Origin of the sequence: gamma proteobacterium SS-5, assembly GCA_009497875.2 — a bacterium.
Taxonomy (GTDB): domain Bacteria; phylum Pseudomonadota; class Gammaproteobacteria; order Chromatiales; family Chromatiaceae; genus Magnetovirga; species Magnetovirga frankeli.
The window spans coordinates 3,438,393-3,452,569 of sequence record CP032508.2; the positions used below are offsets into that span (position 1 = coordinate 3,438,393).

Here is a 14,177-nt window from a genome sequence, read left to right on the forward strand (position 1 = left end):
TCAGTTGTGTCCCGCCTGTTGCTGTAAAAAATCCGCATAGGCGGCGCTCAGACCGATATCCAACGGGGTTTCTGGCTCCCAGCCCAGCTTGCGCATACGCGAGCTGTCCATCAGCTTGCGCGGCATACCGTCGGGCTTGCTCGGGTCAAAGCGGATATTCCCTCGGTAACCCACCGCCCGGGCCACGGCCTGCGCCAGTTGCTGGATGCTGATCTCTTCACCTGAGCCGACGTTGATATGGCTGAGTCGCGGGCTGACCTGTGATGCCAGCCGATCCCGATCCAGCTGCATCAGCAGCACGCAGGCGCGGGCCAGGTCATCCACATAGAGAAACTCGCGCAGCGGGGTGCCGGTGCCCCAGACGCTGACCTCGGCCGCTCCGGCCTGCTTGGCCTCATGGATGCGGCGGATCAGGGCCGGAATCACATGGGCATTCTCCGGGTGGTAGTTGTCACCGGGGCCGTACAGATTGGTTGGCATCAGGCTGCGGTAATCCAGGCCATGGCTGGCCCCGTACTGGCGGTTGTAGCTCTCGCACAGCTTGATGCCGCCGATCTTGGCGATGGCGTAGGGCTCGTTGGTCGGCTCCAACGGGCCGCTGAGCAGGGCCTCTTCCGTCATCGGCTGCTCGGCCAGGCGGGGATAGATGCAGCTGGAACCCAGATAGAGCAGGTGTTTGACGCCATTTTTGAAGGCCGCGTCCACCACATTGGCCGCCACCATCAGATTGCTGTAGATGAACTCCGCCGGATAACTGTTGTTGGCATGGATACCACCAACCTTGGCCGCCGCCAGATAGACCTGGTCCGGCCGCTCGCGGGCAAAGAAGGCCTCCACCTGGCCCTGCCGGGTCAGGTCCAGCTCCTGATGGCTACGCAGCAGCAGCTGTTGCGGCGGCAGGCCATTGGCCAGCAGCCGACGCACAATGGCCGAGCCCACCATGCCGCGATGGCCGGCGACGTAGATGCTGGGCTTGCTATTCATTGCATAAACCGCAGATTAGGCCGATTTGCACAGATTAAGCATATATTTTCCTGATTACCCATGTATCTCAACCATTATCTTGGCTGGTCGTGCACGTCCTGGTGGGAGGTCGACTTTGCCGTGCGGCATAGGGCGGGCCGCGCCCGCCGCCAAGCCACAGCAATGAAGCCTGCCCCTAGTGGTTGCTCGGCGGCCACGGGCCGCCCTATTCGATTGGCTGAGATTTGTGGGTAATCAGGTATATTTTTCATTGGATTATGCTGCCTCATAGCAGCAAATCCGGGGGCTGTCCTGGACTTTGCCCCTCCGAGCCAGCGCTCGGAGCTTCCAGGGGGCTACCCCTGTCCTGCCGCCCGTAATGATCCTCGAAGCGCAGTATGTCGTCCTCGCCCAGGTAGCTGCCGGACTGCACCTCGATGATCTCCAGCGGGATGCTACCGGGGTTGCTCAGGCGATGGGCCTCGCCCAGGGGGATGTAGGTGGATTGGTTCTCGCTGATCAGCAGGCTCTTGTCCCCGCAGTGGATCTGCGCGGTGCCCTTGACGACCACCCAATGCTCGGCGCGGTGGTGGTGCATCTGCAGGCTTAGGCTGGCCTTGGGCTTGACCTGGATGCGCTTGACCTTGAAGCGGTGGCCTTGGTCGATGCAGTCGTACCAGCCCCAGGGGCGGTAGATCTTGCGGTGCAGGGCCTGTTCCTCGCGGGACTGGGCGCCCAGCTGATCGACGATCTGTCGCACCTGTTGCGCCTGAGTCTTGTGCGCCACCAGCACGGCATCGGCGGTCTCCACCACCACCAGATCATCCACCCCCACCAGGCTGACCAAGCGGCTGCTGGCGTGTACCAGATTGCCCCGGCTCTGGGTCAGCAGCACGTCGCCGAGCAGGGCGTTGTCGGCCTCGTCCTTGGGCAGCACCTTCCATACCGCATCCCAGGCGCCCAGGTCATTCCAGCCGGCATCCAGGGGCGTCAGGCGCAGCGGATGGTCGGCCTCGGCGCTGAGCGGCTCCAGCACCGCATAGTCCACCGACTCGGCGCTGACGCGGGCGAAGGCCTGGGCCTCGGGGCGCAGAAACTGGCCCTCGCTGCGGCGGCCTTGCCAGGCCAGCTGGGCGATCTGCGCCATCTCTGGCCGCTGCTGCCGCAGGGCATCCAGCCAGACCGAGGCCCGCAGCACAAAGATGCCCGCGTTCCAGTAATAGCCGCCCTGTTGCAGATAGCCCTCGGCGGCGGCGGCTGAGGGTTTTTCGACAAAGCGCGCCACCTGGCTAATGCCGTTGGTCTCATCCGTGACGGTCTGGATATAGCCGTAGCCGGTCTCCGGCCCCTGGGGCGGGATGCCCAGCAGGCCAATCAGGCCATCGGCGGCCAGGGCCATGGCCTGGCTAAGGGCCTGATGAAAGGCTGCCTGATCCGACAGGGTTTGATCCGCCGGGGTCACCACCAGGATGGGGTCATCGCCCTGTTCCAGCGCCGCCAGGGCGGCCAGGGTCAGGGCCGGCGCGGTGTTCTTCGCCTCCGGCTCCAGCAGGGCCAGGCCCAGCGGCACCGCCAGCTCGCGCAGCTGCTCCTGCACCAGAAAACGGTGCGCCTCGCTGGTTACCACATAGGGCGCGCCCAGCTGCCAGCGGCTGTCGGCCAAGCTATTCAGGCGCAGCACGGCCTGCTGAAACAGGCTGTGCTCGCCGGTCAGACAAAGAAACTGCTTGGGAAAGCCGGAGCGCGACAGGGGCCAGAGGCGCGTGCCCGAGCCACCGCAGAGGATTACCGGCTGGATGCGGATGGGTGTGGATTCGGTGTTCATTTTATCGAGTTAACCCAGCGAAGCCGGAATCAAAAGCGGATCGCAAAGAACGCGAAGAGTTAGAAAACTGTAGCCCGGATGCAGCGAAGCGCCGTCCTGAGCCTGTCGAAGGGCGGAATCTGGGGTGGCCGCTAGGCATGGCCACACCTACCCTGCTGCACCTCCGAGCCAGCGCTCGGAGCTCCCAGGATGAGTGGCGAACCACAATCTTGTTTCACAGTAAGGACCATGGAGCGTGGCAACCACTCCAGAAGATGAGCGTTGCCTCACTCCAATTCTGCCCTCCCCCCAACCCCCTCCCGGGGGGCTGTCTATTACCCACACTGGACACAATCCCTAAGGCCCGCCGGGTACCGATGGGTGAAAGATGCGGAAGCCCTCGGTGAGGTAGTAGAGTTTATCCAGCCCGCGCCATAGGGTGGTCGCACCGGGGTGACCATCGCCCTTGCGTCCGAGAAAGCCGCCGAGCTTGGCCACTCGACGCATGGCATCACCCAGCGGAGGCGGGCTTTCGGGGGGTACGGGGGTCTTGTCGGTGTAGCAGTACAGGGCTTTCCATTCATCCACTTCGAAGCACACCGAGCAGGGCAGATCGGGGGCCTCGCGGCCAAGTTTGGTGAGATAAAGGATGCGCCAGGCGACCACCAGGTCAATGGCCAGGCAGGATGCCAGGCTATCGGCATCGCCCAGGCGACGGTCTTCGATGCGACAACCGCTCTTGAGGGTGCGGTGATAGACCTCGATGTTCCAGCGTGCGGCATACCAGCCCAGGCGCTCACTGGCCTCCTCCAAGGTCTGGGTAGGGACCGTGGTGAGCAATAGCCATTCGACCGCATCGCCCTCTTCTGGGGGGCAGGATTCAATGGCATGGATCGCCCAGAGGTCAATCGGCTCGGCCTGGAGTCGCTTGGGTGGCTGCAGCCGGATGGGGGCAAGGCGCAGCGCCAGCTCGGCCAGCCGTGCCTTGCGTCCGCCACGGCTGGGAATCTGGATCAGCTGCCGACCGATCAGGGGCTGAGCCGGCAGGTAGTCCCACAAGGGGGCGATACCCTCATCGATCTCGACCTGGCGCTGCGTGGTGCGGTTGGCACGGATCAGCAGGTGCGGACCTTGGGGATCCCGGGTGGCTTCTTGAAACAGTTCGTACAGATCGGATTCGCGATCGGCGATATTCACCAGCCGGGTCTGAGGACAAAGGCGCTGAAACTCGGCGGTACGTCGAAAGCTGGTGAGCCAGCGCAGGCTCTCCTTCTCTTCGATGGGCCGCTGCTTGCGCTGCCTCGCCTGGCCCATGGCCTCGGCATCACGGGCCCAGAGCTGGATATCCACCAATCCCAGGGGTACGCCCTCGGGAGTCAGGGCCAGACTGTCGTGCAGCTTCAGGCCCAGGGCACCATCGGCGCGGGTATTGATGGGGCCCAGACCCGACGTGGCGGGGTGGGCTGCGTAATTGAGGCTGGTGGTGTCTTGTGCCACCAGCACCCAGGGGTGGGCCGTGATACGCGCCAGGGTATTTTGGTAATGGGGTTGCAGCAGGGTTTGGAGAGTCACTTGGGGGTTCTTGAAGAAACGGTAAGCGGCCTTGGTTTGTCCGGCATCGCCCTGCAAGGCGCTGCTGAGGGTGGCGGTCGGCTGGGCGAAAAAGGCCTCGGCCAGACGGATTAGGCGTGTGCGCAGACGTCCATCGGGCAAGGCCAAGGTGCCGAATTCCTGCGCTGCCCAGGAACCACCGCCCGTTGGGATCGCCCCAGGGTCTAGGGGCTCCGGTATGCGCAGCTCGGGCTTGGGCTCCTAGCAGAGTACGCTACGCCAGTTTGGCGTCAGCGGCAAGGCATAGACGGCCTTGCTGACACCCGCGCCGCGATCCTGTCGTCCACGTCCGCTGGTCTGCCCCAGCCGCTGCCAGTTGGCGGCACGATAGACGGTTCCGGCAAACTGGGTTTCATCGACAAAGGTCTCCAGCAACACCGGCGCCTGGCCATAGTCCCGCGTCCAATCCGCCACCACCTGACGGCTGGCCAAAGCCAGCACGTGGGAGCCCAGATGGGGAACCTGAATACTGGGCAGCAGCAGAAAACGGCTATTGGCCACCACCCGCGACAGATTGGCCCGGCGGGCCTGCGGGCTCCAGCCGATCCAGCGGTCCCGTTCCCGCAAATGCCAGGCCGAGCCACTGAAGGCCAGCCCGCCCAGCCAGCCCATCTGCGGCGAATGGATCAGATAGCGTCGTTGCGCACCACACAGGGGCCCCGCTCCCTGCGGGTGATGGGTGGCCATCATGCGTCGCCAAAGCAGGCTCAGTTCCTCACCGGTCACCGCCACCAATTCCACCCCGCCCAGCTCTGCCAGCGTGCCGCTGAAGCGCGGTCCCTGCCAGGGCTCCAGTGGCGCATCATCACGCTGCTGTGGCGGCAGACGATGTGGCGGGGGTAGCTCGATCAGGCCACGCCGATCCAGTTCCAGCAAGGCCTTGCGGGCACGAACCTCCTGCAACCGCCCGTTCGCACCACGCCAGTTGAGCCAACGGCAAAGCTCACGCGACAAGGCGCTGCGGCTGAGGTCGGCCCCCACCGACAGCCGCTCGCGAATCCGCCCCAGAATAGACGGCGTAAAAACGTGCCCGCAAATCTGCATGGGGCGCTAGGATAGACATTCAGGAGCATTGTGTCCAGTGTGTCTAATAGACAGCCCGGGGGGAGGGGTCGGTGAGCGCTCCCAGCAACACCGACACTTCCGCCTTCCCTGGCGGTCGGGAGCAATCGAGCACTTCGCGAGTTTCACAGCAACTGCCAGCCCCACGATGGGTGGGAGAGCATAGGGCGGCCCGTGGCCGCCGCGCCGGAGCCAGGGGCCAGCCTCATTGCTGTGGCTTGGCGACGGGCGCGGCCCGCCCTATGCGGCACGGCAATCCAATCACTGCCGCATGTTTCGGCTTAATCTGCGGTTCATCGAATCAAACCTTCCAGCTTAGCCAGGCATTGACCCAGGTCGGCCTGCTGGCCTCGGGTTTCCAGGTTCAGGCGCAGCAGGGGTTCGGTGTTGGAGCTGCGCAGGTTGAAGCGCCAATGGGCGAACTCCAGGCTGAGGCCATCGACGCTGTCTTGATGCAGGGCCTGTGGGGCAAAGTGCGCCCGCACCCGCTCAATGACAGCCGCCGCATCGCCCACTTTATAGTTGATCTCGCCGCTGCAGGGGTAGGCGGCCATGCGCGCCTCCACCTGTTGCGCCAGGCTCTGGCCGCTGCGCGAGATCAGCTCGGCGATCAGCAGCCAGGGGATCATGCCGCTGTCGCAATAGGCGAAGTCGCGGAAGTAGTGATGGGCGCTCATCTCGCCGCCATAGACCGCGTCTTCCTCGCGCATACGCTGCTTGATGAAGGCGTGGCCGGTCTTGCACTGGATCGGCACGCCGCCGGCCTGTTGCACCTGCTCGATGGTATTCCAGGTCAGGCGCGGGTCGTGGATGATCCGGCTGCCGGGGTGCTTGGCCAGCATCATCTCCGCCAGCAGGCCCACCAGGTAATAGCCCTCGATGAAGCGGCCCTGGGCGTCGAACAGAAAGCAGCGGTCGAAATCGCCATCCCAGGCGATGCCCAGATCGGCACCGCTGGCCACCACCGCCTGCGCGGTGAGGCTGCGGTTTTCCGGCAGCAGGGGGTTGGGCACCCCCTGCGGGAACTGGCCATCGGGCTCTGCCTGGATGCAGTCGATGACGAAGGGCAGATGCGGCTGCAGCAGACGCAGTACCAAACCGGCCGGGCCGTTGCCGGGATTGGCCAGTATCTTCAGCGGCCGCAGTGCGTCGGTATCGATATACCCCAGCAGGTGCTGGATGTACTCACTCTTGTCCGGTTCCGCTCGGGTCTGGCCCGGTTGCGCTGCCTGGGCGAGGGGGCTATCCGCCAGGGCCAGATCGCGGATGGCGAGCAGGCCGTTGTCGCCACTGATGGGTCGTGCCCCCGGTCCCACCAGCTTCATGCCGTTATAGCCCTTGGGGTTATGGCTGGCGGTGACCATGATGCCGCCGTCCACCCCATCCCCCTGGCGCTGGAAGGTCTGGAAATACACCTCCTCGGTGCCGCACAGGCCGATGTCGATGACATCCACCCCGGCGGTGTTCAGGCCCTCGCTCAGGGTCTGGGCCAGGGCCGGGCTTTCCAGACGCACATCCCGACCAACCACCAGGCAGCGGGGGCGAAACACCTGGGCATAGGCCTGGCCGATGCGATAGGCCAGCCGGGTATTCAGCTCCTGCGGCACCTGGCCACGGATGTCATAGGCCTTGAAGGGGTTCATGTTCGTCCAAAAAGCACGCTACCGCCCTGTCGTGTCCTGGGCGGAAACAACATAGGGCGTTGATTTAAAAAAATTCTGGCCCTTGGGACCAGAATTAGCGAGGGGCAATCCTAGCAGAACTGCGCCGTCTCCGCAGGGCCTACAGGCCTACCTAGCGGCCAAGTCGGCGCAAACTTGAACCTAAAAAGAGCATTTGGCCACAGAGCCACAGACGACCCCATGGACGGAGGAGGTAGGGCGAAGCCTGGAGCCAGAGCCGAGCACACAGAGAAAAATCAATGAGTTAGAAAGCGAACATTCAACACCTTCTAGGTGAGCCTGGTCTGATATGTAACTCTTTGAAACAACTCTGTGATCTCTGTGTCTCTGTGGCTTAACTGAGGAATATAGGGTGAACAAACCCCAGCCTAATCCAGCAAATCCCAGCGCAGGGCGGTGCCCCTGGCGATGGCCTGGCGCGCCCGTTTGCCCAGTATCTGGCTAAGCTCGCGGGGGTGCAGGCCGAAGCCGGGGCGGATGGAGCGTACGTTGTCCGCGGTCAGGGGCGCCCCTGCCGGGATGTCCTGCACCGCATACAGGGAGCGGCGATTGGCGATGTGGCTGGTCTCTGCCGGGGTGGGTTGAAAGCTGGCGCGGCCCAGGGCGCGCCAGGCCTCGCGGCAGCCTTGCGCCAGCTGGCGAAATTCATCCGGCTCCAGGGAGAACTCCGCATCCACGCCACCGGCCTGGCGCGAGAGCATGAAATGCTTTTCGATCAAACAGGCCCCCAGGGCCACCGCCGCCGTGGCCACCGCCGATGATTGGCTATGATCCGATAGACCTACCGGCAGATCAAAACACTGGCGCAACACCGGGATGCTGTTGAGATGGGCCTCATCCACCGGCGTCGGGTAGCCGCTGGTGCAGTGCAGCAGCAGCAGATCGCCATGACCAGCAACGCCATTGAAGGCGGCTATGGCCTCCTCGATCTCGCCCAGGCTGGCCATGCCGGTGGAGAGGATCACCGGCTTGCCGGTGGCGGCGACCTGGGCGATCAGGCCTAGGTCCACCAGCTCGAAGGAGGCGATCTTGTAGGCTGGGCAGCCCAGCCGCTGCAGCATCTCCACCGCGCTGGCATCAAACGGCGAGCTGAACAGAGGCACCCCGAGCTGATGGGCGTGCTGGAACAGGCGCGGGTGCCAGTCCCAGGGCGTGTGCGCCTGCTGATACAACTCATACAGGCTGCGTCCCTGCCACAGGCCTTGCTCCAGATGAAAGCCGGGGCCGTCGTGATCCAGGGTGATGCTGTCCGGGGTGTAGCTCTGGATCTTGATGGCATCGGCCCCGGCCTTGGCCGCCGCCTCGATCAGCTTGAGCGCCGTTTCCAGGCGGCCATTGTGGTTACCGGACAGCTCCGCCACCAGCAGCGGCGCATGCCCCGGCCCACAGCTCTTGCCCAAGAGTTGGATGGGCCGGGTCATCAGTCCAGCTCCAGCCAGCTGCCGGCGATGTGGCGGATGCCGCTGCTATCGGTCAGGTAATAGCACACCAGCACCCGGCCATCGGCCAGCTGTACCGCCCAGGGGTAGCCCAGGTCCGGGCAGGTGCCGTCGGCGCGCAGGATGATCTCGGGGAAGTCGTCCGGGTTGGCGCTGGGCCGATCCAGCAGGCGGGCGCGGATGCCGAAGGGCTGGCTGCGGTAGCCATAGGTCAATAATAAACGGCCATCGGCCAGGGGCAGGGGGTGAAACGGGTGGCCGATCAGCTGGTGCAGCACCGGTTCGGACCAGTGGCGGCCATCGCTGCTGCGGCAGCTGGCCAGACGACCACCACCGCCGCCAGTGCGCAAAAAGGCGATCAGGTCGCCCTGTTCATCCCGACACAGGGCAGGCTCCTGATAGCTCAGCTTGGCCGTCGCGTCCTGGGCGATGATGCCGCGCAGCTGCCAGTGGCGGCCCAGATCGGCGCTGGCGAACAGGGCCGCGCCTTCTTCTGTGTTGCCATAGACCGCCAGCAGGATCTCGCCCCCATGCCACAGGGCGCTGCCGCGATTGGCGCCGATGAGCTGCTTGCTGCCGTCGGGCGAGATGCTGCGGCCATAGCCGCCATCGGGCGGGATAAAGCCATGGTGATAGACCCAGCTATGGGGCTGACGGCCGCGCAGGTTGGCGTGACTGCCCCAGAACAGAAAGCGGCAGCCGGAATACTCATCCCCCGGTGGCCGCCGTCCCGCCAGGTGCTGGGCGGCATCGGAGGGCAGCGGATACCAGCTAAACGAGGATAGAAACACCTGCCCATCGGGCAGCAGCAACAGCGAGGGGTCTTGATCCGCCGCCTCCGGGTCCATGGGCAGCAGCTCAGGCTCCGTCGAGCTCGGCGTGCCGTCCGGCTCCAGCTCCAGCAGGGCGATGTGCGAGCGGCTGTCGATGTGGTCCATGCGCGCCAGGGGGTCTAGGCCCTCGCGGCGGTCCTCGGGGATCAGCCAAAGCCCATCGCGGGCACGGCGAAAGGCCAGCAGCAGCCGGTCATCGCCAAAACGCAGGATGCTGGGAAAGGCGGCGTGAAAGCGCGGCTGGCGGTAGAGAACCCGCTGTTCTAGTATCTTAACCATGGTCAAACCCGTTGCGGATGGGCGCGTTGCCCGGATCTCAGCGGCCCAGTGTAACAGCGCTTGAATCCGACATCACGCAGCGCAATAACGGCCCCTCAGAGCCCGGCGATCTTGCGGTTGAGGGTGCGCAGGCTGATACCCAGCTCCAGCGCCAGCTCTGCGCGGCCTTTGGGGTAGCTGAGCAGCAATCGCTGTAGATACAGACGCTCGACCTCCTTCAGACTCAAAACCCTATCGCTACTGGCCTCCAGCGCTGTATCCAGCCGGGCTTCGGTCGAGGCCTGCCCGGATGCAGCTGGCCCGGATGCGGCGCAGGGCAATCCTGGGTTATCGCTACTCGGGCCATCGCCGTTGCTGGCACACAGCGCCGGGAAATGCACCGGCAGCAGGCTGTGGCCGCTGCACAGGATGCGCGCCCGCTCCAGCAGGTTGACCAGCTCGCGGATGTTACCGGGGAAGGCATAGGCCTCCAGCAGGGCGGCGGCCGGGTCCGACAACTCAAGCCGACGCTCTGGGTGGCTGCGCAGCAGAACCGACTGGGCCAGCAGGCGGATGTCCTGCGGCCGCTCACGCAGGGGCGGCAGGCGGATGGGGAAGGTGCTGATGCGGTAATACAGGTCGGTTCTGAAAGCCCCCTCGGCCATCATCCGGTCCAGATCGCGATGGGTGGCGCAGACCAGGCGAAAATCCGCCTGGCGGGTCTGGGTCTCGCCCACCTTGCGGTAGCTGTGGGATTCCAGCAGGCGCAGCAGTTTCACCTGCAGGCCCAGGGGCACATCGCCGATTTCATCCAGAAACAGGGTACCGCCCTGCACCGCCTCGATCAGGCCGGGCTTGTCCGCCAGGGCACCGGTGAACGAGCCCTTGCGGTGGCCGAACAGCTCGCTCTCGAACAGGGTCTCCGTCAGGCCGCTGCACTCCACGGCGACAAAGGGCCTGGCGGCGCGGTCGCTGGCATCGTGCAGGGCGCGGGCAATGAGTTCCTTACCGGTGCCCGACTCCCCCAACAGCAACACCGGCACCGCGCTGCGCGCCACCTTGTGCACGTCATCCAGCATCTGGATGAAGGGCGGGCTGACACCCACCAGACCCTGGGCGCGGGGCTCGGCGCTGGCGATCAGGGTGCGCTGCTGCAGTTCGCGGAAATACAGCAGGCGACCGCGCTCATCGAACAGCGGGGTGATCTCCACCAAGACAAACTCCTTGCCCTGGGCCAGCTGGTGGATATGCAGCATCTGCTCGGCCACGCCGGATTCGGCGGACATCTTCAGCGGACAGCACTCGCCGGCCTCATCGCAGGGCCGGTCAAAGCCGTGGGAGCTTTGGTAGCAATGCAGCCCGGCACCGTCCTGCTGCCGATGAAAGGCCTCCTGATAGCGTTCGTTGCTGGCCAGAATGCGGTACTGGCGATCCAGCAGGGCCGCCGGTGCGGTCTGGGCATGCAGATCGGCAAGGTCTTGCGTGCGCGGGTTCATCTCATAAGCTGTATATTACAATTATTTCAAACGCTTAGTGTGCCTATTTATCACCCAGAAACTACTATCCCCTCTCAATCATTAAGGAGAGAGGCTCAACCCCCCCTTTACAAAGGGGGCAGGGGGATTTCTTCAGCCCCGTAGCCCGGATGCAGCGAAGCGATGCCCTGAGCGGTGTCCTGAGCCTGCCGCAGGGCCTGTCGAAGGGCGGTCCCTATCGGCATCCTCGGCTTTGGCATCCTGCGACGCCCTACCTCCTGCATCCGTGCAGTCGTGCCTCACGGGACACTCGCACATCCCTGTGCAGCGGAATCCGGGGTTGCGCTACACAGCGTGGGAGGCCAGCTGTGCTGGGCGACCGGGGACGGGCCGACACCTTGCGCCTCTGAGTCTGCGCCCAATTTTGACCGGACAATTCTGTCTCTTTATGCCAAATATGTCCAGTATTCTGGGCTGACCCGCTTCATCCGTCCTCGCCAAATCTGGTTTTCTCCTTGTTTAAAAATGAAATTATCAGAGAAAAACAAACTGGCATGATTCCTGTCTTACACAGGGAACAACCCAACCCCTCAGGAGAACCCCATGCTCGATAATCTACTCCCCCTCGCCCTCGCCTCCGGCCTTGGCTATGTCCTGCTGCGCCTGTTGTTGGGCATGCAGGACATCTGGCAAGACCGCAGTAACGGCAAGCTCCGGCTGGGCCGTTGATTGCCAGGCCCCCTGAACGGGATCGGACGGGCTGAATTCCCCCGACAGCCCGCCCGGTCTGGGGCATAATGCCGCCATGGACAGCTCAAGCCAAAACCCCAAGCCCATGACCCCCGAGCGTAAGGCCTTCCTGCGCAAGTGGGTGGTGCTCTTCTCCGCCCTGGAGTCCCTGGTCGAGACCGGCATCAAGCTGGGCGCGGCCCTGCTCACCGGCAGCGTCGGCCTGATGGCGGACGTCATCCACTCGGCAGTGGATGTGGTCGGCTCCCTGCTGGTCTGGGTTGGGGTGCGGATAGCGCCAAACAAATACCGCAGCTTTCCCTACGGTTTTTACAAGATCGAAAACCTGCTGGCCCTGGCCATAGGCCTTGCCATCCTGTTCGGTGCCTTTGAGATCTTCAAGATCTTTCTCGCCGGCAAATCCCCCCTGCCCAGCAACGTCCCCATCGGCGTAGCCGCAGTGCTGCTGGGCATGGCCCTGGACTTCTTCTGGGGTCGCTTTGAGGCCCGCGTGGGGCGCGAGATCAACTCCCCCGGCATCGAGGCCAGCGGCACCCACACCCTATCCGATGTCTTCTCCTCCCTGGTGGTACTGGTCGGGCTGCTGGGCTCCCTGTTCGGCTACAACCTGGACCGCTGGGCGGCGCTGATCGTCTCCCTGATGATCACCCGCATGGGCCTGATCATCATCTGGGATAACGTCCGCGTGCTGCTGGACATCGCCGTAGAGCCGGAACGACTGGCCAGCTACCGCAAGATCATCGAACGCCAACCTGGGGTGCTCGACGTACACGCGGTGCGCGGGCGCAACTCCGGCAGCTTCCGCTTCGTCGATGCCGAGGTGGTGGTATCCGCCTTCGAGATCGACGCCGCAGAGGCCATTGCCCAACAGATAGAGCAGGCCCTGAAGGAGGAAGACTCGGCAATAGACTCGGCCTTCATTCACTACCGCCACGAACTGCCCAGGCAGATAAAGCTCTACGTCCCCACCGATGCCAGCGGAACCATCATCAGCGACTGCTTCGGCAAGGCCAGCCACTTCAGCCGCATCCTCTACGACCGCCAGACCCAGCAGGTGCTGCAACGGGAGGTACAGCAAAACCCCTTCAACGACGAGGAAGAACACCGCGGCATCCGCCTGGCCAGCCACCTGATCGACCAGGGCGCGGACAGCGTCTGCTGCCGTGAAGACCTGGAAAACAAAGGCCCCGGCCTGATGCTGCACCGCTTCGGCATAGACCTGCGCCGAACCGAAGAGCCCCAACTCGACCGGGTGCTGGAGGACTACCTGGAGAGCACCAAATCCATGTTTCAACCCAGAAGGTAAATGCTCAGGCCGACAGGGCGGGCCGTGCCCGCCGCTGGGCCGATTCAGCTTGAGCAAGCCCCATCTGCAACAGCACGGCGGCCAAGGGCCGCCCTATGGGGTTGTGACAGGCCTGGCCTTAGTGTGAAACAGCCTTGCCGTTGCAAAACATCCTGGGAGTTCCGAGCGCTGGCTTGGAGGTAAACGCCGGGTCTCAGCCCGGTGCGACTCGCGACGCAGCGCATCGCCCCTGGGTACCCACGCAGCGCGTGGGTATTAATTGTTGCATAAGTAATGGCAGTATATAATTGGCCGCATGAGCACACAGATCGAAATACGTGAACAGCGCCGTAGGGAGGTGGTCGAGGCCATCGTGTTGAGGCAAGAGCCTGTGCATTTAGTGCAGCGAATTTACAATGTGCCGGAACGCCCCGTGTGCTGACTCAGCAGCAGGCTTTGGCCTTGCGGGCTGGTGAGGATCTGTTGGCTTGGGTCGAAGTGCCAGGTCAATAGCGCGGGCGTTGGGCTGGGCTGGTTGTTGTGTATGCGTTGCCAGAGGTTGTCGATGCGCAGGTGGAGTTCATCCGGGTCCACCGGCTTGACCAGATAGTCGTCCGCGCCCGCGCCCAGGCCGGTGAGGCGGTCGTCTCGGCCGCCACTGGCCGTGATGATAATGATGCCGCAGGCGCTGTGCTGGCGTAGATGTTGAGCAAGGCTGAGGCCGTCTTCCCCGGGCAGACCGAGATCGACCAGGACGATGTCGGCTTCCTGGTGCATGAGTTGTTTGTAGAAGGCTTCGGCGCTGCCGACACCCCAGCAGGGGTAGCCCTGGCCGGTCAGCAGGCTGAATGGAGACGCTGACACTGCGGCGGTGATCGGCATGGCCCGCCAGCGGGGATTGATACCCTCCGCCAAGGCGGTGTTTGCTCGTTTGCACGCCTCCGACTTTCGCATTTCTGCCGCCGTGATCTCGACGATCTTGCGCCAGGTGGGCGAGGCGGATTGAGGGCTCAGG

General features: G+C 64.0%; 11 protein-coding genes. 2 read left to right on the forward strand and 9 right to left on the reverse strand.

Annotation, left to right across the window (positions count from 1 at the left end):
* From D5125_04050 to D5125_04085, 8 genes are all read right to left on the reverse strand, one after another.
* The gene (locus tag D5125_04050; protein QFY88715.1) at positions 1-984 is read right to left on the reverse strand and encodes a GDP-L-fucose synthase; all 984 of its coding nucleotides are present in this window, start codon (positions 982-984) and stop codon (positions 1-3) included.
* Between the two features lie 265 nt (positions 985-1,249).
* Positions 1,250-2,788: a mannose-1-phosphate guanylyltransferase/mannose-6-phosphate isomerase gene (locus D5125_04055; GenBank protein QFY88716.1), complete on the reverse strand. Its 1,539-nt coding sequence runs from the start codon at positions 2,786-2,788 to the stop codon at positions 1,250-1,252.
* A gap of 336 nt (positions 2,789-3,124) precedes the next feature.
* Positions 3,125-4,486: an IS4 family transposase gene (locus tag D5125_04060; GenBank protein QFY88717.2), complete on the reverse strand. Its 1,362-nt coding sequence runs from the start codon at positions 4,484-4,486 to the stop codon at positions 3,125-3,127.
* Positions 4,487-4,579: 93 nt separating this feature from the next.
* Positions 4,580-5,422 carry a DUF4338 domain-containing protein gene (locus D5125_04065; GenBank protein QFY88718.1) on the reverse strand — a complete coding sequence of 281 codons (843 nt, stop codon included), beginning with the start codon at positions 5,420-5,422 and terminating at the stop codon, positions 4,580-4,582.
* 311 nt (positions 5,423-5,733) lie between these two features.
* Positions 5,734-7,083 (reverse strand): phosphomannomutase, encoded by a 1,350-nt coding sequence (locus D5125_04070; protein ID QFY88719.1) that lies wholly within the window; start codon positions 7,081-7,083, stop codon positions 5,734-5,736.
* Positions 7,084-7,490: 407 nt separating this feature from the next.
* A complete protein-coding gene (pseI, locus tag D5125_04075) occupies positions 7,491-8,543 on the reverse strand; it encodes a pseudaminic acid synthase (GenBank protein ID QFY88720.1) in 1,053 nt (350 codons plus the stop codon).
* On the reverse strand, positions 8,543-9,673 hold the full coding sequence (locus D5125_04080) for an exo-alpha-sialidase (protein ID QFY88721.1): 1,131 nt from the start codon (positions 9,671-9,673) through the stop codon (positions 8,543-8,545). Before D5125_04080 ends, pseI begins: the two co-directional genes overlap by 1 nt.
* A gap of 95 nt (positions 9,674-9,768) precedes the next feature.
* The gene (locus D5125_04085; GenBank protein QFY88722.1) at positions 9,769-11,148 is read right to left on the reverse strand and encodes a sigma 54-interacting transcriptional regulator; all 1,380 of its coding nucleotides are present in this window, start codon (positions 11,146-11,148) and stop codon (positions 9,769-9,771) included.
* Positions 11,149-11,932: 784 nt separating this feature from the next.
* Here D5125_04085 and D5125_04090 point away from each other — a divergent pair.
* Positions 11,933-13,183, forward strand: coding sequence for a cation diffusion facilitator family transporter (locus D5125_04090; GenBank protein QFY88723.1), 1,251 nt, complete (start codon positions 11,933-11,935; stop codon positions 13,181-13,183).
* A 390-nt stretch (positions 13,184-13,573) separates the two neighbouring features.
* On the opposite strand, the gene D5125_04095 is transcribed toward D5125_04090, so the two are convergent.
* Positions 13,574-14,026 (reverse strand): response regulator transcription factor, encoded by a 453-nt coding sequence (locus tag D5125_04095; protein ID QFY88724.2) that lies wholly within the window; start codon positions 14,024-14,026, stop codon positions 13,574-13,576.
* 16 nt (positions 14,027-14,042) lie between these two features.
* Between D5125_04095 and D5125_04100 the strand changes: the two genes are divergently transcribed.
* On the forward strand, positions 14,043-14,168 hold the full coding sequence (locus D5125_04100; GenBank protein ID QFY91049.1) for a DUF3368 domain-containing protein: 126 nt from the start codon (positions 14,043-14,045) through the stop codon (positions 14,166-14,168).
* The last annotated feature ends 9 nt before the right edge of the window (positions 14,169-14,177 follow it).